A 24,646-nucleotide genomic window follows, 5' to 3' on the forward strand; every position below is an offset into this window, starting at 1 on the left:
GTCCGGCGGCGTGCCGGCATGGCCGCGCGTCCCACCCTATCCGAATTCATTGCCACACACCAACGACTTTCGCACCGCGTCGTGTCGCGCCGTTGTATTTAAACAAATACTAAGCTTTCACAATTGACAGCCATGGCGCGGCGATGGTTCCATCGCAGCATTGAAAGCGCTTCCACTTCTTTCAACCACCGTCTTACACCACGCATGCCGGCGTATCGGGTGCTGCTGGGAAAGCTTATAAAAAATCACGCTACATTTACTTTTTGGAGTTTGGGCAATGATGAAAGAAACACTGTTAAGCCGTTCCATCCGCAACATCTGCGCCGGCGGCCTGGCCGCCGCCAGCCTGTTGGCGCAGCCGGCCATGGCGCAGGACGCCCCGGCCGAAGGCAAGATGCAACGCATCGAAGTGACCGGCTCGTCGATCAAGCGCCTGGTGTCGGAGACGGCCAACCCGCTGAGCATCATCAAGGCCGACGAGTTCATCAAGCAGGGTCTGACCACCGCCGCCGAGGTGCTCGACCGCATCCCGTCGAACGGTTCCAGCATGGGCGCCGGCAACGCCGTCGGCGGCAACTCCAGCGGCCTGCCCACCGGCGGCCAGGCCTCGGCCGACTTGCGCGGCCTGGGCGGCGACAAGACCCTGGTGCTGCTCAACGGCCGCCGCCTGGCCAACCATCCCTACGACGGCGCCAGCGTCGACCTGAACATCATCCCGATCACCGCGCTCGACCGCGTCGAAGTGCTGCGCGACGGCGCCTCGGCCATCTACGGCACCGACGCCATCGGCGGCGTGATCAACTTCATCACCAAGCGCTCGGTCAACACCACCACCATCACCGGCGAGGTGGTGCGGCCGAAGAAGGACGGCGGCGGCGAGAAGCGGCTCAACCTGTCGAGCGGCATCGGCAATCTGGACAAGGACGGCTGGAACCTGTTCGGCGTGGCCGACTACCACAAGCAAACCGTGCTGACCTCGCAACAACGCGAGTTCTCCAAGACCGGCGTGATCCCCGAGCACGGCGTCTTCCTCACCAGCGGCACCACCTTCCCCGGCAACTACAACGATGCCAAGGCCGGCATCTCGGGCAACCCCGGCTTCGCCAGCGGCTGCCTGCCGCCGCTGTCGGTGCCGCGCGCCGACGGCATTTGCCGCCAGGATTACACGCGGCAGATCGACGATCTGCCGGAACAGGAAACCACCGCCTTCTTCGGCAAGGGCACCTTCAAGCTGGGCGAGGACCACACCGGCTCGATCGAGTTCCTGCACGCCGAGAACAAGGTGATGTCGCGCACCGCGCCGCCGCCGCAGACCGGACTGGAGCTGCCGAAGAGCAGCAAATACTATCCGGGCAACTCGGGCGGCGTGCCGGCCCAACCCGGCCTGTCGGGCGAGCCCTTATCGGTCAATTGGCGGCCAATCGAGGCCGGCCAGCGCCGCATCGACTCCAAGGGCGAGGCCGACCGCCTGGTCGGCTCGCTCGAAGGCGAACTGGCCGGCTGGGACTACAAGACCGGCCTGAGCTACTCGGTCAGCAAGTCGGCGGAGGACTTCACCGGCGGCTATGTCAAGGATTCCTCCTTCGCCGACGGCGTGCGCAACGGCATCCTCAACCCCTTCGGCCTGCAGGACGCCGCCGGCAAGGCCTATCTGGACTCGACCGCCCTGCGCGGCGAGGTGCAGAGCGCCAAGGACACCGTCACCGGCTTCGACCTGAAGGCCAGCCGCGAATTGATGGACCTGCCCGGCGGCAAACTGGCGGTCGCCTTCGGCACCGAGCTGCGCCACCAAAAGGCCGACTTCAACGTCAACCGCGACATCGCCGGCCAGGCCACCAGCTCCGGCCTGTCCGGTTCGCTGTCGAAATCCGGCTCACGCAACATCAAGGCGGTGTTCGGCGAAGTCAACCTGCCGCTGATCAAGGACCTGGAAGTGAGCTTCGCCGCCCGCTTCGATGACTACAGCGACGTCGGCAGCACCACCAACCCGAAACTGGGCCTGCGCTACCAACCGAGCAAGGAAGTGGTGCTGCGCGGTTCGGCCAGCACCGGCTTCCGCGCGCCGACCTTGTTCGAAAAGAACGCGCCGCCGTCGAAGAACGACACCAACAACGAGTACAACGACCCCATCCTGTGCCCGGGCGGCAATTTGGTTTTGCCGCTGGGTAATCCGCTGCGCGACTGCAATCTGCAACAGTTCAAGCTGCAGGGCGGCAACGCCAACCTGAAGCCGGAGAAATCGACCACCTTCGCCTTCGGCGTGGTGCTGGAACCGATCAAGGAAGCGACCTTGACCATCGACTACTGGAACATCCACCTGAAGGACAAGATCGGCGCGCTGCCCGAGGCGACCCTCTACAACCTGGACAACTTCCCCAAATATAAGCTCAAATTCCTGCGCAATGCCGACGGCACGCCCTACGCCGTCGAGGACTTGAACGAGAACCTGGGCGAAGTCAAGACCGACGGCGTCGACCTGAGCCTGATGCTGCGCCTGCCGCGCTCGGAGTACGGCAACTTCACCTTCACCCTGGACGGCACCTACGTCCACAAGTACGACTACCAGAACGAGCGCAACGGTGAGTTCAAGCACAACGTCGGCAACTACGGCGACGACCGTCCGGTGTTCCGCTGGAAGCACAACGCCGCGCTGAACTGGCGCCTGGGCGACTGGAGCGCGACGCTGGCGCAATCCTACAAGTCCTCCTACACCGACCAGAACCCGGCATCGGTACCCAAGCAATTCCACCACGACGTCTCCTCCTACAGCCTGTGGAACCTGTCGGGCAGCTATGCCGGCGTCAAGGGCCTGGTGCTGACGGCCGGCGTCAAGAACCTGCTCGACAAGGAACCGCCGTTCTCCAACCAGGGCACCCTGTTCCAGAAGGGCTACGACCCGCGCTTCACCGACGCGGTCGGCCGTGCCCTGTATCTGCGCGGCAGCTATAGCTTCTAAGCGACGCGCCTGAGGCGCCCGCCCTGCCCGCCCCCGGGGGCCGGCGACGTTCCGTCCGGAACGCCGCCGGCCCCTTTTTTCATGCCCGATCACCCAGACCGGCGATCCGCGCAAGGCCTATTGCAAACCGGGCTCGTCCGAGTGCGGCCTGCTGACCAACGGCAACCCGGCGAGCGGCGCCAACGCGCTCAAGGCCGAGGAATCGAAACAAGCCTCGAATACGTCACGCTCGACTACCAGTTGAAGGCCAACTACGTGAAGAACCTGAGCGTCACGGCCGGCATCAAGAACCTGCTCAAGCAAGGTCCACCTTTCTCGGTGCGCAACTCCGGCGGCGGCAACCAGGTGGGCTACGACGGCCGCTACGCCGCCCCGTTGGGCCGCCAGTTCTACCTGGTGGCCGGCTAGCAGTTCTAAGTCCCCCGACGCCGTCCGCGACGCGCCGCGACGCGTCGTCGAAGCCGACGGCGGCGCGCGGCCCCCCTTGCCCAAACGACCCGGCCGCCGACGCGCCCGGGTCGTTTTTTCTTGCCGTTTCGGCTCATCGGCGGGGCATTTTCCCGCCTCTCGAAACATAAAAACAATATTGATCAATAAGCAGCAATTACTGGCCATTGTCGCAAAAAAGTAACGCGCAGCTGGTGGAAAAATCAAGCAACGGGGGTTTTCCTACTGCACCAACAATGCTCCGTCAAGTCGGATAGTCACCTTACAAACAACTACATATATGATTTTTAAACAAATAAATATCCGCACAATCGCTAAAATACAAAATTAGAGCGCAAACGCACAAACTTGGTGCATAAAAAACTGGCATGGAAACGATGTCAAATACACATCGCCGCAAATTTTCCAGATTGACACCATGGGTGCTGGATGATTTGATAGCCACTTGAAAAAACATTTGCCGTTTTTTCAATGGTGGTGGTTCAAGCACCAAAAAATAACAATAATCGCCCGCGTTCATGGTTTTATATTGGGAGTTCTAAAAATGATGATGGAAACAGTGTTGTCCCGTTCCGTACGCCTGATTTGCGCCAGCGGCTTGGCGCTGGGAATGCATGCGGCATACGCGCAAGAAGTTGCAAAAGAGTCGATCCAACGGGTCGAAATCACCGGTTCGAGTATCAAACGCATTGCCGCCGAGGCATCCCTGCCGGTGCAATCGTTCAGCCAAAAAGACATCCAGCGCAGCGGCGTGACCTCGGTCACCGACTTCATCCAGCAATTGCCAGTGATGCAAGGTTTCACCGTGGCGGCCGATTCGGTCGGCGGCGGCGGCGGCGGCATCACCACCGCCTCCATCCACGATGTGGGCGAGGCCTACACCCTGGTGCTGTTGAACGGCCGCCGCATGGCGCCGGCCACTTCCGGCACCACCATCGACATCAACTCCATCCCGCTGTCGGCCGTTGAGCGCATCGAAGTGCTGACCGACGGCGCCTCGGCGCTGTACGGCGCCGACGCCATCGCCGGCGTGGTCAACTTCATCCTGAAAAAAGGCGCCGCGCCGCTGCAGATCGACGCCAAGTACAGCAAGCCGCAAAGCCCTGGCGCCAAGGACAAGACGGTCAGCATCAGCAAAGGCTTCGGCGACATCGACGAAGACGGCTACTCGGTCTTCCTGGCGGCCAGCCACCAGGAAACCGAACGTCTGAAAGGCTTCCAGCGCGACTTCGCCAAGACCGGCATCATCAACTTCAACGACCCGGTCACCGGCAAGCCGCTGCAGTTCTTCAACGGTTCCTCGCGCTCGATCCCGCCGAACGTCACCATCCGCTACAAGGATGCCGCCAACGCCAACAAATCGGTCAACGTCAACCCTTACCTGCAGATCAACGGCAAGTGCCCGGCCCGCCACGTCGACCTGGGCGACGGTCAGTGCACCTTCGATTACACCAGCTCGGTGGAAATCGCCCCCGAGATCCAGCGCGACAGCTTCTACGGCTCCGGCAGCATCAAGCTGGGCAACAGCGGCTTCAAGGCGTTCACCGACGTTTCGCTGAACGACTCGCACGTCTACGCCAACATCGCCGCCTACCCGGCCGAGTTCTCGCTGGCCAAGGGCACGCCGCTGTTCAACAAATACGTCGCGCCTTACCTGACGGCAGCGCAATTGGCCGGCATGACCTCGGCCACGGTGAAATACCGCCTGCAGGATCTGGGCGGCCGCGCCTACGATTACCAGAGCAAAACCACGCATATCGTCGCCGGTATCGACGGCAACGCCTTCGGCTGGGACGTCAACGGCGCCTTCACCTTCTCGGAAAACAAATCGCCGACCAACTACGTCGGCGGCTTCCCGCTGGCCGACAAGTTCAACGCGGCATTGTCGAACGGCTCGATCGACCCGTTCCCGTACGCGCTGGGTGAAATGCCGTCGGCCATGAAGGACGCGCTGAAGGGCACCCAGTACGTCGGCAACTACAGCAACACCGAGATCAAGATGAAGGGCTTCGACGTGCACGGCTCGCACGACCTGTTCACCTTGCCTGCCGGCAAGTCGCAGATCGCCGTCGGCGCCGACTACCGCACCACCAGCTACTCGGAAAAGGGCAACGCCGCCGTCAGCCATTCGGAAATCCTGTTCGACGACGACCAAGCCTCCTTCGACTACAAGCGCAGCAACAGCGGCGCCTTCTCCGAAGTGCTGGTGCCGGTCATGAAGGACCTGGAAATCACCGGTTCGCTGCGCTATGACCGCGTCAGCAAGCTGACCGACAATCTGAAGGGTGGCAACACCGGCAACGACCAGTCGGCCACCACCTACAAGATCAGCACCCGCTACCAGCCGGTCAAGTCGCTGCTGTTCCGCGCCGCCTACGGCACCGGTTTCAAAGCCGCCAGCATGAAGGAAATCGGTCAGCCGCAGGCCGACTTCGGCGTCACCGGCGGCACCTACAACTGCCCGCTGAGCGCCGCCAACGGTCTGGCCAACCATCCGCTGGCACAGTACTGCGACACCCGCGGTCAATTGGAAGTGTTCAAAGGCGGCAACGCCGACCTGAAGCCGGAAAAATCCAAGCAATACTCGTTCGGCATGGTGTTCGAGCCGGCCGGCGGCTTCAGCGCCAAGCTGGACTTCTGGAACGTCGAGATCCGTGACGCCGTCACCAGCGTCAGCGAGTCGCTGATCGCCAGCCAGCCGAACAAGTACCTGAGCCTGTACACCACCAAGACCAAGGCGTCGACCGGCATCAAGTCGCTGGCCATCATCCTGGCGCCGATCAACATCGGCCGCCAAGAGAACCAGGGTATCGACTATGACCTGATGTACCGTAGCAAGATCGGCGACGGCAAGCTGACCGCCCGTCTGGCCGGCACCTACATGCTCAAGTCGCGCTACACCACGCCGGGCACCAGCGATCAGTGGGAAACCAGCCTGAACGAATACGGCAGCGACGACAAGGTCAGCTTCCGCAACGTTCTGAAGGCTTCGGGCACCTACGAAATCGGCGCCTTCACCCACACCCTGACGGCCAACTACCGCAACGGCTACAAGGACAAGCACCACGACATCGACAACTGCGCCGTCAATACCAATGACGCGGCACAGGATTGCGTCGACGTGCAACTGCAGATCCCGAGCTATACGACCCTGGACTTCCAAACCCAGTACAAGGTCATGCAGAACTTCGAGCTGACCGCCGGCATCAACAACCTGGCCGACCGCACCCCGCCGCTGTCGCTGCGCAACACCGGCTCGCACCAGCTGGGCTACGATCCGCGCTACGCCAGCGCGGTCGGTCGCACCTTCTACCTGAGCGGCTCGTACAAGTTCTAAGCACTTGACGCTTGAGTAAAAAAACCCGCCGGTTCGCACCGGCGGGTTTTTTTTTCTTGCCGGGCGCGGCGCCGAGGACTGGGCACCGGCCGCGGCGGCGCCTAGTCCTCGGCGCGCAGGCGGCGCTGGCGCACGGCGGCGGCCAGGCCTTGCAGCACTTGCACGCTGCTGTCCCAGTCGATGCAACCGTCGGTGACCGACTGGCCGTAGACCAATTCCTTGCCCGGCACCAAATCCTGGCGGCCGGCCACCAGGTGCGACTCGATCATCACGCCGACGATGCGCTGGTCGCCGCCGGCCACCTGGGCGGCGATGTCGGCGCACACCGGCACCTGGTTTTCCGGCTTCTTCGAGCTATTCGCGTGCGAGGCGTCGATCATCAGGCGCGCCGCCAGGCCCTGCGCGGCGATCGCCTTGCAAGCCTCGTCGACGCTGGCCGCGTCGTAGTTCGGCGCCTTGCCGCCGCGCAGGATGATGTGGCAATCCTCGTTGCCGTTGGTCGACACGATGGCCGAGTGACCGCCCTTGGTGACCGAGAGGAAATGGTGGGGCTGCGAGGACGCCTTGATCGCCTCGACGGCGATCTTGACATTGCCGTCCGTGCCGTTCTTGAAACCGACCGGACAGGACAGTCCCGAGGCCAGCTCGCGGTGCACCTGCGACTCGGTGGTGCGGGCGCCGATCGCGCCCCAGCTGATCAGGTCGGCGACGTATTGCGGGCTGATCACGTCGAGGAATTCGGTGCCGGCCGGCAAACCCAGGTCGTTGATATTGCGTAACAGCTCGCGCGCCATGCGCAGGCCGTCGTTGATGCGGAAACTGTTGTCCATATACGGATCGTTGATCAAGCCCTTCCAACCCACCGTGGTGCGCGGCTTTTCGAAGTAGACGCGCATGACGATTTCCAGCTCGCCGGCCAGTTCGCGGCGCAGCTTGACCAGACGGTGGGCGTATTCCATCGCCGCCTTCGGATCGTGGATGGAGCAAGGGCCGACCACCACCATCAAGCGGTCGTCCTGGCCATGCAGGATACGGTGCAGCGCGATGCGGGCGCCGGCAGCGGTCTGCTCGGCCTGCTCGGTGCACGCGAACTCGCGGATCAGATGCGCTGGCGGAGTCAGTTCCTTCATTTCACGGATACGCAAGTCGTCGGTACGGGGCATACTGTTTCTCCTAAGTCGAACTATTGGTAGGGATAAAAAAAACCGCCATCACTGGCGGTTTTTAGGAATCTGCTGGGAGCTCGTTGTGCTGCTACGTGAACCGGCCGCTACTCCACCGCCTTGAGGTTGGAATTGCTAAAGTAAAAATAGCCGGTAAAGAAAATGAAGCTGTGCATGATCGCGTCCGTAAGTGTTGGAATGACTATAACAACACTAGCCCGAACTTGGCAAGCATTTACTTCGACTTCACGCCAGTTTGCCGCTCGGGGCCGGTTTCGCCCGGCGCCGCCCGTCGCCCGCGAGCAGGGCCTCACAGCACCTCCAGGTAGACGCGTTGGATCACATTGTGGTGGTAACCGACGGGATTGAAGACCAGCTGCTCGGCCTGGCCGGCGCCGGCGCGGTTGACGGCGCGCGCCATCAGCACCAGCGAACCGGGCGCGCCGGGCCGCAGCGCCAGGGTGAAGACGCGGAAGGAAAAGCGGCCCAGGTCCGGCCCCAGCCGGGCCGCGCGCCAAGTCGCCCCCAGGTCGGCCGACACCTCGACCAGCGCGATGCCGGCGCCGCCGTCCCAGGCGATGCCGGCCACCTTGATCGGCCTGCCGCGGGCGCAGCGCTGGCCGCTGCGCGGCGCGGTGATCAGGGAATTCACCAGCAGCGTGGTGACCGGCTCGTCGTCCCGGCCGACCTGGGAGGCGAAACGGGGGGTGTCGAACTTGCCCAGCGGCAAGCGGTAGGCCGTGTTCATCCAGAAACCGTCCTCGGCCCGGTTCAGCACGCGGATCGCCACCAGTTGCTTGACCCAATAAGTCGCGCTCCAGCCCGCCACCACCAGGCGCACCGGGTAGCCGTTCCAGCGCGGCAGCGGCTGGCCGTTCATCTCGAAGGCCAGCAGGGTGTTCTCGTCCAGGGCCACGGCCAGCGGCAGCGATTTGACGTAATCGGCTGTCTGTTCCAGCACGGCATGGTCGGCGCCGCCGAAGGCCACCTCCAGCGCCTCCGGCAGCAGGCCGGCGGCGGCCAGCACGTCGCGCAGGCGCACGCCGCGCCAGCGCGCATTGCCCATCGCGCCGACGCCCCACTGAAGACCCGGCACACGGGGCTGGAACAGGCTGCGGCGGTTGCCGGCGCACTGGCAGACGGCGGTGATCTCGCACAGCGGGAAGTCGCGGCGCAACTGCGCCAAGGTGAAATGCGCGGCGCGCGCGGCGCCCTCGCCGCCCACACTGAGCGACCAGTCGGCCGCCTTGGTCCGGGCAATCCCGGTCAGGTGGTTGCGCACGAAAAAGGCCCGGTTGGATGTGATAGCCGTGCGGAAATATTCGACCGGGGTTTCGAAGTTGGCCGGGCGATAGGTCTGGCTGATCAGCGGCAGCTTGCCCGGCAGGGCGAAGCGGCGCCGCTCCTGCGGGGCGCCCTCGGGCGGCTCGGCCAAGCCCGGCGCGGCGGCAACGCCGGACCGCCCGGCCGGCGCGCGCAACGGCGCCACCGTGGCCGGGACGCCGGCCGCCGCCCGGCCCGGCAGGCCGCGCCGCGCCGGATGCTCCACGGCGCGCTGCGCCGACCGCTTCAAAGCCCGTTGCAAGGACAGTTTCATCGCGCCTCCCGGTGGCTACGGCAAGCTGTCGATTCTACGCCGTCAACATAACTGGACGGCAAGATAGACATAAAAAAAAGTAATAAAGACAAGCGTTGCAGACAAGAGCGCAACCGCCCGCGCGAAAAAAAACCGCCCTGGCGGGCGGTTCGGTGCGGCCGGGACGGCTGCCTCAGGCGGTGCCGCCGACGGTGACGCCGTCGATGCGCAGGGTCGGCTGGCCGACGCCGACCGGCACGCTTTGGCCTTCCTTGCCGCAAACGCCAACGCCCGGGTCGAGGCGCATGTCGTTGCCGATCATCGAGACGCGGTTGAGCACGTCGGGGCCGTTGCCGATCAGGGTGGCGCCCTTGACCGGGTAGGTCACCTTGCCGTTCTCGATCATATAGGCCTCGCTGGCCGAGAAGACGAACTTGCCGTTGGTGATGTCGACCTGGCCGCCGCCGAAGTTGACCGCGTACAGGCCGTTCTTCACCGAGGCGAGGATTTCGGCCGGGTCCTTGTCGCCGGCCAGCATGTAGGTGTTGGTCATGCGCGGCATCGGCAGGTGGGCGAACGATTCGCGCCGCGCGTTGCCGGTCACCGGCATCTTCATCAGGCGGGCATTCATGGTGTCCTGGATGTAGCCCTTCAGGATGCCGTCCTCGATCAGCGTGGTGCACTGGGTCGGGTTGCCCTCGTCGTCCATGTTCAGCGAACCGCGGCGGTCCGGCAGGGTGCCGTCGTCGACCACGGTGACGCCCTTGGCGGCGACGCGCTCGCCGATGCGGCCGGAGAAGGCCGACGAGCCCTTGCGGTTGAAATCGCCCTCCAGGCCGTGGCCGATCGCCTCGTGCAGCAGGATGCCGGGCCAGCCCGGTCCCAGCACGATGGTCATCGGCCCGGCCGGAGCCGGCCGCGCGTCCAGGTTGACCAGCGCGCTGTTGACCGCCTCGGTGGCGTACTGTTCGAGCAGGGCGTCGCTGAAGTAGGCGTAATCGAAGCGCCCGCCGCCGCCGGACGACCCCATCTCGCGGCGGCCGTCCTGTTCGACGATGACGGTCAGCGAGACGCGCACCAGCGGCCGGATGTCGGCCGCCAGCACGCCGTCGCTGCGCGCCACCAGCACCACGTCGTATTCACCGGCCAGGCCGGCCATCACCTGCACCACGCGCGGATCCTTGGCGCGGGCCATTTTTTCCACCCGTTCGAGCAACTTGACCTTGGCGGTGGCGTCGAGCGAGGCCAGCGGGTCGTGCGGCAGGTACAGCGCGCGGCCGCCCTGCTGCTGCATGGCGCCGGCGACCTTGATCTTGCCGGCGCCGGAGCGGCCGATGGTGCGGGTGGCGGCGGCGGCGTCGAGCAGCGCGCTCTCCGAAATCTCGTCGGAATAGGCGAAGGCGGTCTTGTCGCCGGAGATGGCGCGCACGCCGACCCCCTGGTCGATCGAGAAGCTGCCGGTCTTGACGATGCCCTCTTCCAGGCTCCAGCCCTCGTTCTTGGTGAACTGGAAGTACAGGTCGGCGTAGTCGACCTTGTGGGTGAACATGCTGCCGAGCGCCTTGAGCAGCTTGGCTTCGTCCAGGCCGAACGGCGTCAGCAGCAGTTCGCGCGCGACGGCCAGGGTGGAGAGGTTGGGTTCAAATGGAGTCATGGTAGGGTTCTTCAGTGTCGGTTCTTGGCTTGGATGCCATTGTAGTGGATGGCCGGCGCGGCGTCTTCACATGGTGCGATGTTTCAGCGCCGGCAGGCTGCTGCGCACGCCGGCCGTGAAGGCCGGATCGAGTTCGCCGCAGACCACGCCCTCGCCCTCGGCCAGCACAGCCTTGACCTCGCCCCAGGGGTCGATCAGCATGCTGTGGCCCCAAGTGCGCCGGCCGTTCTGGTGCAGGCCGCCCTGCGCCGCCGCCAGCACATAGCACTGGTTCTCGATGGCGCGGGCGCGCAACAGCACCTCCCAGTGCGCCCGGCCGGTGGTGTGGGTGAAGGCGGCCGGCACCACGATCAGCTCGACCGGCCCCATGGCGCGGTACAGCTCGGGGAAGCGCAGGTCGTAGCAAACCGACAGGCCAACCTTGCCGAAGTCGGTCTCGACCGTGCCGATGCCGGCGCCGGCGACGATGGTCTTGCTTTCGTCATAGGACTCGCCGTCCTTGGAAAAGCCGAACAGGTGGATCTTGTCGTAGCGGCCGACGTGGCGGCCCTGCGGGTCGTAGACCAGGGTGGTGTTGACCACCTTGCCGTCCTGGTCGCTGGCCAGCGGCAAGGTGCCGCCGATCAGCCAGACACCGTGCTGGCGCGCCATGCCGGCCATGAAATCCTGGATCGGGCCGCTGCCCAGCGGCTCGGCGTGGGCCACCTTGTCGCTGTCGGACAGGCCCATGATGGCCCAGTACTCGGGCAGCAGCAACAGCTTGGCGCCCTGTGCGGCGGCCTGGCCGATCAGCCGGCGCGCGCTGGCGAGGTTGTCCGCCACCGAGGGCGAGGAAATCATTTGGATTGCGGCGATTGGGGTCATAAAGCGGTCCTGTTCGATGGGCGGTTTATTCGGCTGTTCTTATGGGCGGTTTTTATCGGCTGTTCTTATATGTGGCGCGGCGGCGCGGCGGCTAATTGCCGGCCTTCGGCGCGGCCTCCAATTTACCACCTTCCAGCTTGGTCACCACCGGCGCCTTCCACGGTCCGGTGATCTGCATCTGGTAGGTCAGCGCCTTCATCACCGGCGCGCTGAGGAACAGCTGGGCGAGGAAGCTACCGATGCCGATCACCGGGTTGACCGCCAGCGCATAGACCAGCGGCGCGGTGCCCAGGTTGACCTGGGGAATCACCACGACGTGCAGATTGGTGGTCTCGTTGGCGATGTCGGCGGTGCCGTCCATCAACACGGTGGCGGCCACGCCGTGCATCTTCAGGTTGTCGGTCTTGACGATGCCGTGGTTGATGGCGGCGTTGGCGGTGATGCCGTCGAAGGCCAGGCCCTCGGAGAAGACATCGTGGAAGTCGAGCTTGAGCAGGCGCGGCAGGGCTTGCAGGCTGAGCACGCCGAGCAGCTTGGCGGCGCCCGGGTCTTGCTTGAGGAACTGGCCCTTCTCGACGTTCAGGCTGATCTGGCCGGACAGGCTGGGGATGTCGAAGGAGTACGGCAGGCCCTTCCAGGCGATGTCGCCGTTGAGCTTGCCCTTGCCGTTGCGCAGCGTGCCGGCGAAGCCGAAACGGTCGAGCAGCTTGCCGGCGTCGTTGATGTCGAGCACGAAGTTCAGGCTGCTGTTCTGCACGCCGTCCCGGCCGAGCCACTTGCCGGTGCCCCTCAACTCGCCGTCGGCGTTACTCAGCGACAACTTGTTGACGCGCCAGTCGCGCGCGCCGGTGTTCAGCACATTGTTCAGCGCGTTGCTGGCCTGCAGTTCCAGCCGGCCGAGCGGCTTGTTGAACAGCTCGAAGCGCTCGACGACGATGTCGAGCGCCGGGATGGTGGCCACCGCGCTCTTGCCGTCGAGCAGCTCCTTGACGTCGTCGGCGGCCGACTCGGGGATGATCAGCGAGGACAGCCGCGCCGTCACCTTGCCCAGGCCGACGCCGCTGGGCGACTCGTTCCAGGTCAGGTAGCCGGAGGCCTGGGTGGCGTCGATGTTGGCCTGCCACATGCCCTTCTGGTGGCTGGCGCCGAGCACCACGTTCTCCAGCTTGCGCTCGCCGATCAGCAGCTCGCCGGCGCGCACCGCGATGCTGTCGGCCAGGACGTACTGGGCGATGTCGGCGGCCTCGGCGGCGCCGGCCCTGGCCGGTTCCGCCTTGCCCGCCACTTCGGCGCCGAAGTCCAGCCAGTTGTCGACGTTGAGCGAACGCAGGCTCAGCGACATGGCCATGCCGCTGTCCGGCTCGGGCGCCGGGGTGTTGACGCCGATGCCGCCACGGCTCAGCCGCCACGGCGTCTTGCCCTGCTTCTGCCGCTGGTAGCGCGCCGAAATATTGCCGCCCAGCGCGACGCGGATCTCGTCGCGCATCAGCCCGGCCTCATTGGCGCCGCCGCCGCTGAGCACGAAGTGCAGCGGCAAGGGATCGGCCGGCGCCTTGCGCAGCGGCGCCGGCAGGTCCAGGCCGAGACCGGCCAGGGTCGAGTCGACCGTCACCGTCACCTGGTGCTCGCGCGCCGTCACCAGGCCGCTGTAGCGGGTGGCGCCGGAGAAATGGCCGGCCAGCCGCTGCATCATCGGCGACGGGTAGTTCTTGCGGAAGCCGTCGGCGGTGAGGCTGCCGGCCAGCTTGACGGCGATGCTGTTGTCGCGCTGGCTGCCGCCGGAGATGGCCACCGGGCCGCCGAGGAAATAGCCGGACAGCGCGTTCAGGTTGACGCCGTGTTCGTTGAACTCGATCTTGCCCTGCGAGGCCAGGACCGGCGGCAGATCGTTGAACAACACGATGTCGTTGCCGGCCAGTTGCAGACTGCCCTGCACCTTCGATTCGATCAGGTGGCTCAGCGGCAGGTGCAGCTTCAGGCCCAGCCTGGCGTTGCCGCTGGCCAGGGTCTCGTCGGTGAAGTGGGCGATCCATTCCAGCACCGGGCTGGCCACCACGTATTTGAGGAATTCCTGCATCGGGCCGGCGGCGGCGCCGTCGATGTCGAGCACCATGTCGTGCACGCCCAGGTCGGGGATCACCGCCTTCACGCCGCTCAGCGCGACGCCGCCGGTGGTGGCGGTGTCGCCGCGAATTTCCATGCGGGTGCGCTCGAACACGAAGCTGCCCTTGATATGCTCGGCCTGCGGCCACAGCGGCGCCTTGCCGTCGGCGGCGAACTGGCCGGGCGCGTAGTTCAGCTTGCCATCCTCCAAACGCCCGGCGACGCGGAACTCGCCGCGCGCGCGCTCGGCCGGGGTGTCGCCGCGGAAAGGGAAGTGGGCCAGGTCGCCGCGCAGGCGCAGCGCGACGTCCTGCGCCACGCCGCCCTCGAGCGCGCCGCTGAGCCAGTGGCGCAGCTCGTGCGGGGTCTGCAGCGGCAGGTAGCGGTCGATCTTGTTCAGCTCGAAGCCGTTCAGGCGGCCACTGAAGTCGGCCACGCCGGCGCCCTTGCCGCCCAGCGGCAGGCGGTGGCTGCCGCTGAGCGAACCGCTCAGGCCCTGCTGGACGAAATCCATCGCGTCGAGCTGGAGCAGCAGCGCCTCCTTGCCCTCGAAGGACCAGCGGGCGCGCAGCGCCAGCTTGTCGAAGGGCATGTCCGCCTCGCTGAAATAGGCCGGCAGACGCAACACCAGTTGCTGCGAGTCCAGGTTCAGGCTGCCGCCCTGCTCGCTGGCGTCGATGCTGCCGCTCAGATTGTCGAAGCCGGGCATGGCCGGCGTGCCGGCGACGGCCGGCGTCTTGGCCGACTTCGCCTGCGCCGGGCGGGCCGCCAGCGGCTGCAGGCCGAGGCCGTCGAGGCGGCCCTTGACGCGGTAGCTGCGCAGCGCCGGCCAACTGCCGCTCCACTCGGCGGCGACGTCGAGCAAGCGGCCGCGCGGCGCCAACTCGGCCAGCAAGCCGCGCTGCTGCTCGGCGAGCGGCAGCTTGTCGGCCAGGCTGGCCAGGGTTTGCAGGTCGAGCACGCTGGCGCTCAGCTCGGTGCGGGCCGGCTTGCTCGGGCTGGCGGCGATGTAGCGCTCGGTCAAGGTGGTCGGCGCCATCGCGATGCCGTCGCGGGTGGTCAGCGAGAAATCGTTCAGGCTGACGCTGTGGCCGCGCGCGCCGAAGGTCGGCTTGCCGCTGGGCTGGCCGCCGCTGGGCGCCGCCGCGATCTCTTCCTTGGCCGCGACGCGGCCCTGCACGCGCAGCAGGTCGAGCGGCGGCACGTCCTGGCCCAGCACGGCGGCCAGGTCGACCAGGCCGACGTCGGCGGTGAAGCCGGCCAGGCGGGCGTGGTCAAGGCTGAGCCAGGCGCGCAGCGAGCCCCGGCCCGAGCGCAGGTCGAGCGGATAGTCGAGATAGGTTTTCCACGCCGCCAGGTCGGCGTCGCGCAGGTCGGCGTACAACTCGCCCTTCCACAGCGCCACGTCGGACAGGCGCTTGGCGAAGGCCGGGTGGACGAAGTCGGCGCGCACATCGAGCGGCGCGCTGAGCGCGGCCGGCGGCGTCGCCTGCAGGGCGAACTGGTGGCGCCGCCATTGGTTGCGCAGCACCAGGCGCAGGTTTTGCAAGGTCAGCGGCGCGGCGCCGCGCTGCCGGTCGGTCCAGTCCAGCCGGCCCTCGCGGATGACGATCTCGCGCTGCGACAACAGCCAGTCGGCGCCCTTGCCGTCGCCCGGCTTGGCCGGGTCGAAATACATCCCGGCGGCGTACAGCTTGCCGTCGGCCTCGCGCCGCACGTCGAGCTGGGGACGGATCAGTTCGAGCGAATCGAAACGCACGTCGGCCGCCAGCACGCTCCACCACGACAGGGTGGCCGAGACGCTCGGCAGGCTCAGCACTTGATTGCCCCGGGCATCGCGCAACACCACGTCGCCGAGGAAGAGATTGGGCCGCAGCCCGGTCCACGAGGCGTAGACGCGGGCGATGCTGACCGGGTTGCCGACGGCGCGGCTGGCCAGCCGTTCGATGTCGCCCTTGTAATGGTCGATATTCGGCAACACGGCATAGCGCAGGCTGAGGAACAGCACGGCGAAGAGGAAATACAGCAGCAGCACCAGCTTGACGCAGAAACCCAGCACGTGGTGGGTGGCCAGGTTGCACACCCGATAGGCGGCACGCAGCCGGTGCCAGCGCTGGGCCAATGGTCCCTCGTCTGTCACGCTGGTCGGTTCCGGTTTTTGCATCAATAAGCTAATAAATCAGGCCCGGCGTAAAATAAATCGCTAAAATCAATAGCGCACTTGCATCCAAGCAATGGCCCTCGGACTGCGGTGGTGCCGGGGTGCAAGCGTTTTCAGCCTGCGCGGCAATTTTACCGCATACCCGGTGCAATCCCGCGCCCACGATGTGTTATGTGTTCTTTCCGGATTCCATGAGCCCCACCCCGCCCATTTCCCTGACCTCCGCCTCCCGTTTCTACCAGCGCTGGCTGGCCGCCGCGCCCGGGCGCGCCGCCAAGTCCGATGAATTGGCGCAATTATCGCTTGCCCAGCTGAATTTTGCTGACTATTTGGCAAAGGAGGCCGAGGGCGGCCTGCCCCTGGGCCGGGCCATGCGCCGGCTGCGCAATCTGCTGGTGTGCGGCCTGATCCGCCGCGACCTGGAGGGCCGCGCCGACCTGGCCGAGGTGGTGACGACCATGACCCGCTTCGCCGACTTCGCCGTGCAGAGCCACCTGGCCGAGCTGGAGGCCGAGATGACGGCGGCCCACGGCGCGCCGATCGGCCACGAGTCGGGCCGGCTGCAACAGCTGATCGTGCTGGGCATGGGCAAGCAGGGCGGCGGCGAACTCAACGTGTCGTCCGACATCGACCTGATCTTCGTCTACCCGGAAGACGGCGACACCGCCGCCGGGCCGGGCCAGCGCGGCCTGTCCAACCACGAGTACTTCGTCCGCCTGGGCAAGAAGCTGATCGCCGCGCTGGCCGAGATCACCGAGGACGGCTTCACCTTCCGCGTCGACATGGCGCTGCGGCCGAACGGCGGCTCCGGCCCGCTGGCCGCCAGCCTGAACATGGTCGAGCGCTACCTGATCGTCCAGGGCCGCGAATGGGAGCGCTACGCCTGGGTCAAGGCGCGCGCCGTCAGCGGCGCCGCCGAGGACATCGCCGCGCTCGACGCCATCGTGCGCCCCTTCGTGTTCCGCCGCTACCTCGACTTCGGCGTCATCGACGCCATCCGCAACATGCACGCGCAGATCCGCGCCGAGGTCAACCGCCAGGAGCGGCTGCACCCGGACCGCAGCAACAACGTCAAGCTGGGCCGTGGCGGCATCCGCGAAATCGAGTTCCTGGCCCAGGTGTTCCAGCTCATCCGTGGCGGCCGCGACGCCGACCTGCGCGACCGCTCGACCCGCGCCACCTTGCGCACCATCGCCGACAAATCCCTGCTAAGCCACGCCATCGTCTATCAACTGCTGGCTTCCTACACCTTCCTGCGCAACCTGGAGCACCGCCTGCAATACCTCGACGACGCCCAGACGCACACCCTGCCGGCCAACGAGGACGACCGCCTGCTGGTGGCGCGCATGATGGGCCTGGCCGACACCGCCAGCCTGCTGGCGCAGATCGAGGCCCACCGCAGCTTCGTCGCCGGCCAGTTCGACGAGATGTTCGCCGACAAGAGCGCCGCCGCCGACGGCGACATCGACCCCGGTTCCAGCAACGAGTGCGCCGATCCCGACAACCGCGAAGCCATCGAGGCGCGCTTCGCCGCCCTCGGCTTCGCCGACCCGGCCGGCGCCGCCAAGCGCCTGATCACCACTTGGCAGGCGCCGCGCCTGCAGTCGATGCCCGAGGCCAGCCGCAACCGCCTGCTGGCCCTGGTCAACACGGCGCTGCCGCTGATCGCCCGTTGCAGCGCCGAGTCCAGCGGCGCCAGCGCCCAGGCCACGCTGGGCCGCCTGCTCGACTTCTTCGAGGCGATCGCCCGCCGCTCGGCCTACCTGTCGCTGCTGACCGAATACCCGCACACCTTGGAGCGGGTGATCCGCATGATGTGCGCCAGCGGCTGGGCCGCCACCTTCCTCAGCCAGCACCCGATCCTGCTCGACGAGCTGCTCGACGACCGCGTGCGCAACGCCGTGTTCGACCAGGCCGCGCTGGCGCTCGACCTGGAACGCCAGCTCGACGGCGCCGCCGGCGACACCGAGCGGCAGATGGACATCCTGCGCGAGGTCCACCACGCCCAGTTGTTCCACCTGCTGGCGCAGGACCTGGCCGGCGACCTGACGGTGGAAAAGCTGGCCGACCACCTGTCGGCGCTGGCCGACACCATCGTCGCCGCCACCGTCCAGGCGGTCTGGCGCACGGTGGCGACGCGCCACCGCGAGGTGCCGCGCTTCGCCGTGATCGCCTACGGCAAGCTGGGCGGCAAGGAACTGGGCTACGTCTCCGACCTCGACGTGATCTTCCTGTTCGACGACGACGACCAGGACGCGCCGGGCCAATACGCCAAGCTGGCGCAGCGCTTCATCACCTGGATGACCTCGCACACCTCGGCCGGCATCCTGTTCGACATCGACACCGCGCTGCGGCCGGACGGCGCCAGCGGCATGCTGGTCTCCAGCGTCGCCGCCTTCGAACGCTACCAGAACGACGCCGCCTGGATGTGGGAGCACCAGGCGCTGACCCGGGCCCGCTTCTGCGCCGGCGACACCGCCATCGGCGAACGCTTCGAACAGATCCGCCAGCAGGTGCTGCGCAAGCGGCGCCCGCTGGACGGCGGACTGAAGCGCGAGGTGCTGGCCATGCGGCAAAAGATGGCCCAGGCCCACGCCCACCGCTCCGAGCTGTTCGACCTCAAGCAGGACGCCGGCGGGATGATCGACATCGAGTTCATCGTCCAATATCTGGTGTTGCAATATGCCGCCAACTACCCGCAACTCACGGCGAACTACGGCAATATCGCCCTGTTGAAGATGTGCGGCGAGCTCGCCCTGATCGCCCCGAGCTTGGCCGCCGGGGTCGGCGACGCCTACCGCCAGCTGCGCCGCCTGCAACACCAATTGCGCCTGCAGGGCCAGGATCTGGCCCGCGTCGACCCGGCGCTGGTGGCGACGCACGCGGCCCAGGTGCGCCAACTGTGGTTGAGCATCTTCGAACAGGACGTTGCCATTTAACAACAGTGGAAATATATCAATGCGAGTAATATTTGCCGTAGGGAAAAGAAGCGCGTCGCGCCGGCCCGCCACCACCCACTTACACCATTGATATTTGCCAGGAGACGGACATGAAAGCAGTATTCGGCGCGCTTGCCATCAGCTTCAGTATGCTCACCCTGCCACTGGCGGCCTCGGCCGCCGACAAGGGCTCGGCCGACGAGGCCGTCGCGATGGTCAAGAAGGCCGCCGCCCTGATCAAGTCGGACGGCAAGGACAAGGCTTTCGCCGCCTTCTCCGACACCGGCAACACCACCTTTCACGACCGCGACCTGTACATCTACGTCTACGACCTGAACGGCGTGGCCCTGGCCCACGGCAACAATCCCAAGATGGTCGGCAAGCCGCTGATCGGCCTCAAGGACAACGAGGGCAAGGCGATGATCAAGGAAATGATCGATCTGGCCAAGGCCAAGGGCAAGGGTTGGGTCGAGTTCAAATGGCCGAATCCGGTGACCAAGGCGGTCGAGGCCAAGGCCGGCTACGTCGAGAAGGTCGACGACATGCTGGTCGGCTCGGGCATCTACAAGTAATCCCACAGGCCGGCGGCGCGGCCTGCCATCCGGAGGCCGCCGCATGCCCCTGCACTATATATCCAGCCTGAGCAGTCGGCGCCGCAACCGCCGCTCCGATCTGCATCTGGGCTGCCTGCTGGCTTTTGTCGCCGGTGCCGTCAACGCCGGCGGTTTCCTGGCGATCGGTCGCTACACCTCACACATGACCGGCATCGTCTCCAGCATGGCCGACGAGTTGGCACTGGGCCACCTCAGCTTGGTGCTGGCCGCGCTGGCCGCCTGGCTGGCGTTTCTGGCCGGCGCCGCCAGCACCGCCCTGATGGTCAACTGGGCCAGGCGCAAACACCTGCGCAGCGAATACGCGCTCAGCCTGATGGTCGAGGCCAGCCTGTTGCTGCTGTTCGGCCTCGCCGGCAGCTTTTTATCCGCGCTCGGCGACATTCTCGCACCGGTGACGGTTTTATTATTGTGCTTTATTATGGGGCTGCAGAACGCCATTATCACCAAGGCCTCCGGCGCCACCATCCGCACCACCCATATCACCGGCTTATCCACCGATGTCGGCATAGAACTGGGTAAGCTCATATATTATAACCATCTGCAATTACCCGATTTACAGGTGCGTGCCAACCACCTTAAATTGCGCGCCCATGGATTATTGATCGGCTTCTTCTTCATTGGCGGCGTCAGCGGCGCCCTGGGTTTTAAGCACATTGGTTTCTCCGCCACGATATTCCCCGCCGCCTTATTGGCCGTGATGGCCGCCGGCCCGATATTCCACGATCTGCGCCTGCGCTGGCGGCTGAAACGCCAGCGTTCCTGAGGCCGCCCCGGCCCACCGCCGCGCGCTCCCCCGGCGGCCTCCCCAACGACCTCTCCCGTACCACCCGGGTATTTGCTTGCCTAGACAAATGGCAAAGCGCAGACGCGTTTTTGCGCCTTCCACATGCCAATTTTTGGCGTGTACAAGCAACAATTTGGCTTATCAGTCATGCCCCGCCGGCACCGCAAGGAAACGGCACGGCGCGCCGGCAAGCCGCGCGGGAGGCGACAAGATAATATTTCGGCGGAAATGACGGCAAGCTGCGGCGCGGTTTCAATAGCAACTTTTATATTGCCCTCCACTCGCCTGCGCAGGCCGGCCGAGTGAGCAAAGAATATTGCCCAATCAAATATTTTGTGATTTTTCGAGCAATATCGCGACCATCCAATAACGGCCACCTCGAAAACCGTCATTCCCGCGCACGCGGGAATCTATACCCCGCATCTCCATTGGCTCAGCATGGGTTCCCGCCTACGCGGTCCGCCGATGCGGAACGACAACTTGGTGGTTTTTCGAAGTGCCCTGACGCGCCGCATGGTGGAATTTTTCGCCGCCGCTCCATCCAATTCCGTCGCCTCGGCATATTCGATGGATGTGTGTGAACTTCGTGGACGATATTCTTCTTCTTTGAATAGTCGCGCACCATGCCGCAGTCGTAACAACCCCACCGACCGCGACATCCGGAGATAAAAACGGCATGGCGGATTGGCATCGGCACATGCTGATAAAAGGTGGTGTGAGCTGTCGCCCGCCCTGCGCCCGCGCGCCGCCCGCCAAGAAAATTACAAATAACTCAATGCAATAAAATTACTGTTGCTTTTTCGCGAATATTGGTTTTTTATATTTACAGCCCCATCCACGCTCGGTACAGTGCATCGTTAAAAAAAATTTTAACAACAATAGCAAAAAATACTCTACACATCTTTGAGGAGTTTGGGAATGATGAAGGAAACGGTTTTGGCACGCTCGGTCCGCATGATCTGCGTCGGCGGCGTTGCACTGAGCATGCAGGCGGCATTCGCACAAGAAGCCCCGCAGGCGATTCAAAAAGTCCAGGTGACCGGCTCGCGCCTGCTGAGCCCGAACGCCGACTCGGCCACCCCGCTGCAGATCCTGAGCTCGGCCGACATCGCCGCGTCCGGCGCCACCAACTTGCAAGAGTTGCTGCAAAAAAACCCAACCATGGGCACGCCCACGCTGAGCCGCAACAACTCGAACTTCCTGACCTCGGGCGGCGGCGTCACCACCGTCAACCTGCGCAACCTCGGCGATGAACGCACCCTGGTGCTGGTCAACGGCCGCCGCTTCGTCTCCGGCGTGCCCGGCAGCAGCGCCGTCGACCTGAACACCATCCCGACCGACTTCATCGAGCGCGTCGAACTGCTGACCGGCGGCGCCTCGGCGACCTACGGTTCGGACGCCGTCGCCGGTGTCGTCAACATCATTCTCAAACGCAACTTCAACGGCGTCGCCTTCGACGCGCAGACCGGCCGCAGCTCGGAAGGCGACGATTTCAAGAAAAAACTCTCGCTGACCTTCGGCACCAGCAGCGCCGACGGCGCCAGCAACGTCATGGGCCACCTGGGCTACTCCAAGCAAGGCGCGGTGTTCTCGCGCGACCGCGCCGCCTCGGCGGTCGACCAGTTCACCTCGGTCGAAGACGGCGACCCGTCCGGCGTCTTCAAGCCGACCCGTCCGTTCTACTCCAGCTACATTCCGGCCGGCACCTTCTTCCATGACACCGGCAAGTTCACCTACGACGCCGCCGGCAACGTCATCCCGGTCGACACCAACGGCGCCAAGGGCGCGCCGACCGGCTTCAATCGCTCGGCCTATCGCACCATCGCCGTACCGACCGAACGCTTCCTGATCGCCACCACGGGCAACCACACGTTCAACGACAATGTCAGCGCCTATTTCGAGGGTAATTTCGCCTCGACCAAGACGCGCACCGCGACCGAACCGTTCGCCTTGAAGTCGGGCGACATCTACAAAGCCACCGGCGGCCAGGTGCCGGCCGAAATGCTGATCGGCGGCCAGAAGGGCGCCATCATGCGCAACCCGCTGGTGCCGCAGTACCTGTTCGACCGCATCACCGACAACGACGGCGACGGCCTGCGCGACTACAGCTTCACCCGCCGCATGTCCGAAGTGGGCCTGCGCACCTCGGGCGCCGAACGCGACACCTTCCGCATCGCCACCGGCCTGAAAGGCACGGTCAAGGACTGGAACTACGATACCTATATCGTCTACGGCAAGACCAAGGAATCGCAGGGTTCGACCGGCCAGGTCAACGTGCTGAACTTCCGCAACGCCCTCGAGGCCGTGACCGACGTCAACGACGACAACCACAACAACAGCACCACCGACGTGATCTGCGCCGACGCCAACGCCCGCGCCCTCGGTTGCGTTCCGGCCAATATCTTCGGCGCCGGCAAAATCAGCCCGGAAGCGCTGAAATACATCATCGCGCCGTCCTCGCTGGAAACGGCCGTCACCCAGAAACTGGCCGGCGGTTCGATCAGCGGCGAGATCTTCGATCTGCCGGCCGGCAAGGTCGGCCTGGCCGTCGGCTTCGAATGGCGCGAGGAAACGTCGAGCAGTGTCGCCGACCCGCTGACCCAGGCCGGCCTGAACGCCGGCAACGCCATCCCGCCGACCGTGGGCAGCTTCCACGTGCGCGAATTTTTCGCCGAAACCCGCGTCCCGCTGCTCAAGGACCAACCGTTCGCCAAGTCGCTGGCCTTCACCGGCGCCTTCCGCAACGGCAAGTACTCGACCGTCGGCGTCACCAACAGCTGGAACGCCGGCCTCGAATGGTCGCCCGTGTCCGACATCAAGTTCCGCGGCACCCGTGCCCTGTCGACCCGCGCGCCGAACATCAGCGAGTTGTACCAACCGCCTAGCCAGACCTTCCCGAACGATCTGACCGACCCTTGCGACGGCTTGAAGCTGACCTCGGTCGGCGCGGCCGCCGATGCCTGCCGTAGCAACCCTTACGTGCTGGCCAACATGAAGAGCAACGGCGGCACGTTCACGCTGAGCCAGGCCGACCAGCAAGGCATCAGCGGCTATGACCGCGGCAATGCCGGCCTGAAGGCGGAAAAAGGCCGTTCGACCACCCTCGGCGTCGTCATCACTCCGCGCTCCATCCCGATGCTGAGCAAGTTCACCTTCACGGCGGATTACTTCAACATCAAGATTGCCGACGCCATCGTGACCACGCCGCGCACAGTGACCCTGACCCAATGCTATGGCGGCAGCAACACGAGCTTGTGCAAACTCATCACCCGCCGCACCTCCACCTCGGGCGACACCAACATCGGCGCCATCACCTATATCGACGCCAGCTCCGAGAACAACGGTGGCCGTGGCACCGAAGGTGTGGACATGACCCTGTCGTGGTCGGACAAGGTCGGCCCGGGACGTCTGAGCGCCAACGTCGCCTACACCTATCTGAAGGACTTCTATGACATTCCGCTGAAAGGGGTGCCAGAAGACTCCGGCACCGGTGAAGTCGGCTTTGCCCGCAACAAGGCCGTCATCAACCTGGCCTACAAATGGGGTGCGTGGGGTGTCACCTCGACCACTTCCTACACCGGCCCAAGCGCGCTGGATGACCAATGGCTTGCCGGCAACCACCTGCCAGCCGGTTCGGTCAAGGTCGGCTCGAAGACCTATAACGACTTCCAGTTCACCTATGCCGCCAACAAGAGCGTCGAACTGTACCTGGGGATCAACAACGCCTTCGATGCCAAGGCGCCACCGATCATCACCGGAATCAGCGGCAACACCACCGGCGCCGAAACCAACGCCAGCGTGTACGATCCGATCGGCCGTCGCTACTACCTGGGCGTGCGCGGCACCCTGTAATCTCAGCAGCAAACTGCGGGCGGCTCGCGCCGCCCGCCGCAACACGGCGGCGAGCTTGGGCTCGCCGCTTTTTTTTTCGCCCCGGCGCCGCCTCGCCGCCAATAAAAAAAGGTTCATCGCGGTTTGCCGGGGAAGGCATCCTTGATTTTGAGGAAGAAGTATGCGGAGTCCCGGAAACCGTAAGCCATCCGCTTGA

At 65.1% G+C, this 24,646-nt stretch carries 12 protein-coding genes; 7 read left to right on the plus strand and 5 right to left on the minus strand.

Annotated elements, in window-relative coordinates; all coding sequences use genetic code 11:
* Positions 1–277 precede the first annotated feature (277 nt).
* From H7U20_RS27720 to H7U20_RS27730, 3 genes are all read left to right on the plus strand, one after another.
* Complete coding sequence (locus tag H7U20_RS27720; protein ID WP_199762365.1) at positions 278–2,956, plus strand: TonB-dependent receptor; 2,679 nt, start codon at positions 278–280, stop codon at positions 2,954–2,956.
* A 141-nt stretch (positions 2,957–3,097) separates the two neighbouring features.
* The gene (locus tag H7U20_RS27725; RefSeq protein ID WP_233411139.1) at positions 3,098–3,364 is read left to right on the plus strand and encodes a TonB-dependent receptor; all 267 of its coding nucleotides are present in this window, start codon (positions 3,098–3,100) and stop codon (positions 3,362–3,364) included.
* 598 nt (positions 3,365–3,962) lie between these two features.
* Complete coding sequence (locus tag H7U20_RS27730) at positions 3,963–6,740, plus strand: TonB-dependent receptor domain-containing protein (RefSeq protein WP_370593270.1); 2,778 nt, start codon at positions 3,963–3,965, stop codon at positions 6,738–6,740.
* 101 nt (positions 6,741–6,841) lie between these two features.
* Here the strand turns inward: H7U20_RS27730 and aroG are convergent, their stop codons facing one another.
* From aroG to H7U20_RS27755, 5 genes are all read right to left on the minus strand, one after another.
* Positions 6,842–7,903, minus strand: coding sequence for a 3-deoxy-7-phosphoheptulonate synthase AroG (gene aroG / locus H7U20_RS27735; protein ID WP_199762367.1), 1,062 nt, complete (start codon positions 7,901–7,903; stop codon positions 6,842–6,844).
* 310 nt (positions 7,904–8,213) lie between these two features.
* Complete coding sequence (locus tag H7U20_RS27740) at positions 8,214–9,500, minus strand: molybdopterin-dependent oxidoreductase (RefSeq protein ID WP_199762368.1); 1,287 nt, start codon at positions 9,498–9,500, stop codon at positions 8,214–8,216.
* Positions 9,501–9,672: 172 nt separating this feature from the next.
* Positions 9,673–11,133: a metalloprotease TldD gene (tldD, locus tag H7U20_RS27745; protein ID WP_199762369.1), complete on the minus strand. Its 1,461-nt coding sequence runs from the start codon at positions 11,131–11,133 to the stop codon at positions 9,673–9,675.
* 66 nt (positions 11,134–11,199) lie between these two features.
* Positions 11,200–11,997: a carbon-nitrogen hydrolase family protein gene (locus H7U20_RS27750; protein ID WP_255522894.1), complete on the minus strand. Its 798-nt coding sequence runs from the start codon at positions 11,995–11,997 to the stop codon at positions 11,200–11,202.
* A gap of 91 nt (positions 11,998–12,088) precedes the next feature.
* Positions 12,089–16,264 (minus strand): YhdP family protein, encoded by a 4,176-nt coding sequence (locus H7U20_RS27755; protein ID WP_199762371.1) that lies wholly within the window; start codon positions 16,262–16,264, stop codon positions 12,089–12,091.
* Between the two features lie 188 nt (positions 16,265–16,452).
* Here H7U20_RS27755 and glnE point away from each other — a divergent pair, with 188 nt between their 5' ends.
* From glnE to H7U20_RS27775, 4 genes are all read left to right on the plus strand, one after another.
* Positions 16,453–19,200 (plus strand): bifunctional [glutamate--ammonia ligase]-adenylyl-L-tyrosine phosphorylase/[glutamate--ammonia-ligase] adenylyltransferase, encoded by a 2,748-nt coding sequence (gene glnE / locus H7U20_RS27760; protein ID WP_199762372.1) that lies wholly within the window; start codon positions 16,453–16,455, stop codon positions 19,198–19,200.
* Positions 19,201–19,310: 110 nt separating this feature from the next.
* Positions 19,311–19,772 carry a cache domain-containing protein gene (locus H7U20_RS27765; RefSeq protein WP_199762373.1) on the plus strand — a complete coding sequence of 154 codons (462 nt, stop codon included), beginning with the start codon at positions 19,311–19,313 and terminating at the stop codon, positions 19,770–19,772.
* 43 nt (positions 19,773–19,815) lie between these two features.
* A complete protein-coding gene (locus H7U20_RS27770) occupies positions 19,816–20,577 on the plus strand; it encodes a YoaK family protein (protein ID WP_199762374.1) in 762 nt (253 codons plus the stop codon).
* Between the two features lie 957 nt (positions 20,578–21,534).
* Entirely contained in the window at positions 21,535–24,450 is a 2,916-nt protein-coding gene (locus H7U20_RS27775; RefSeq protein WP_233411140.1) for a TonB-dependent receptor domain-containing protein, read from the plus strand.
* Positions 24,451–24,646 lie beyond the last annotated feature (196 nt).

The organism is Rugamonas violacea (assembly GCF_016461825.1).
GTDB lineage: Bacteria > Pseudomonadota > Gammaproteobacteria > Burkholderiales > Burkholderiaceae_D > Rugamonas.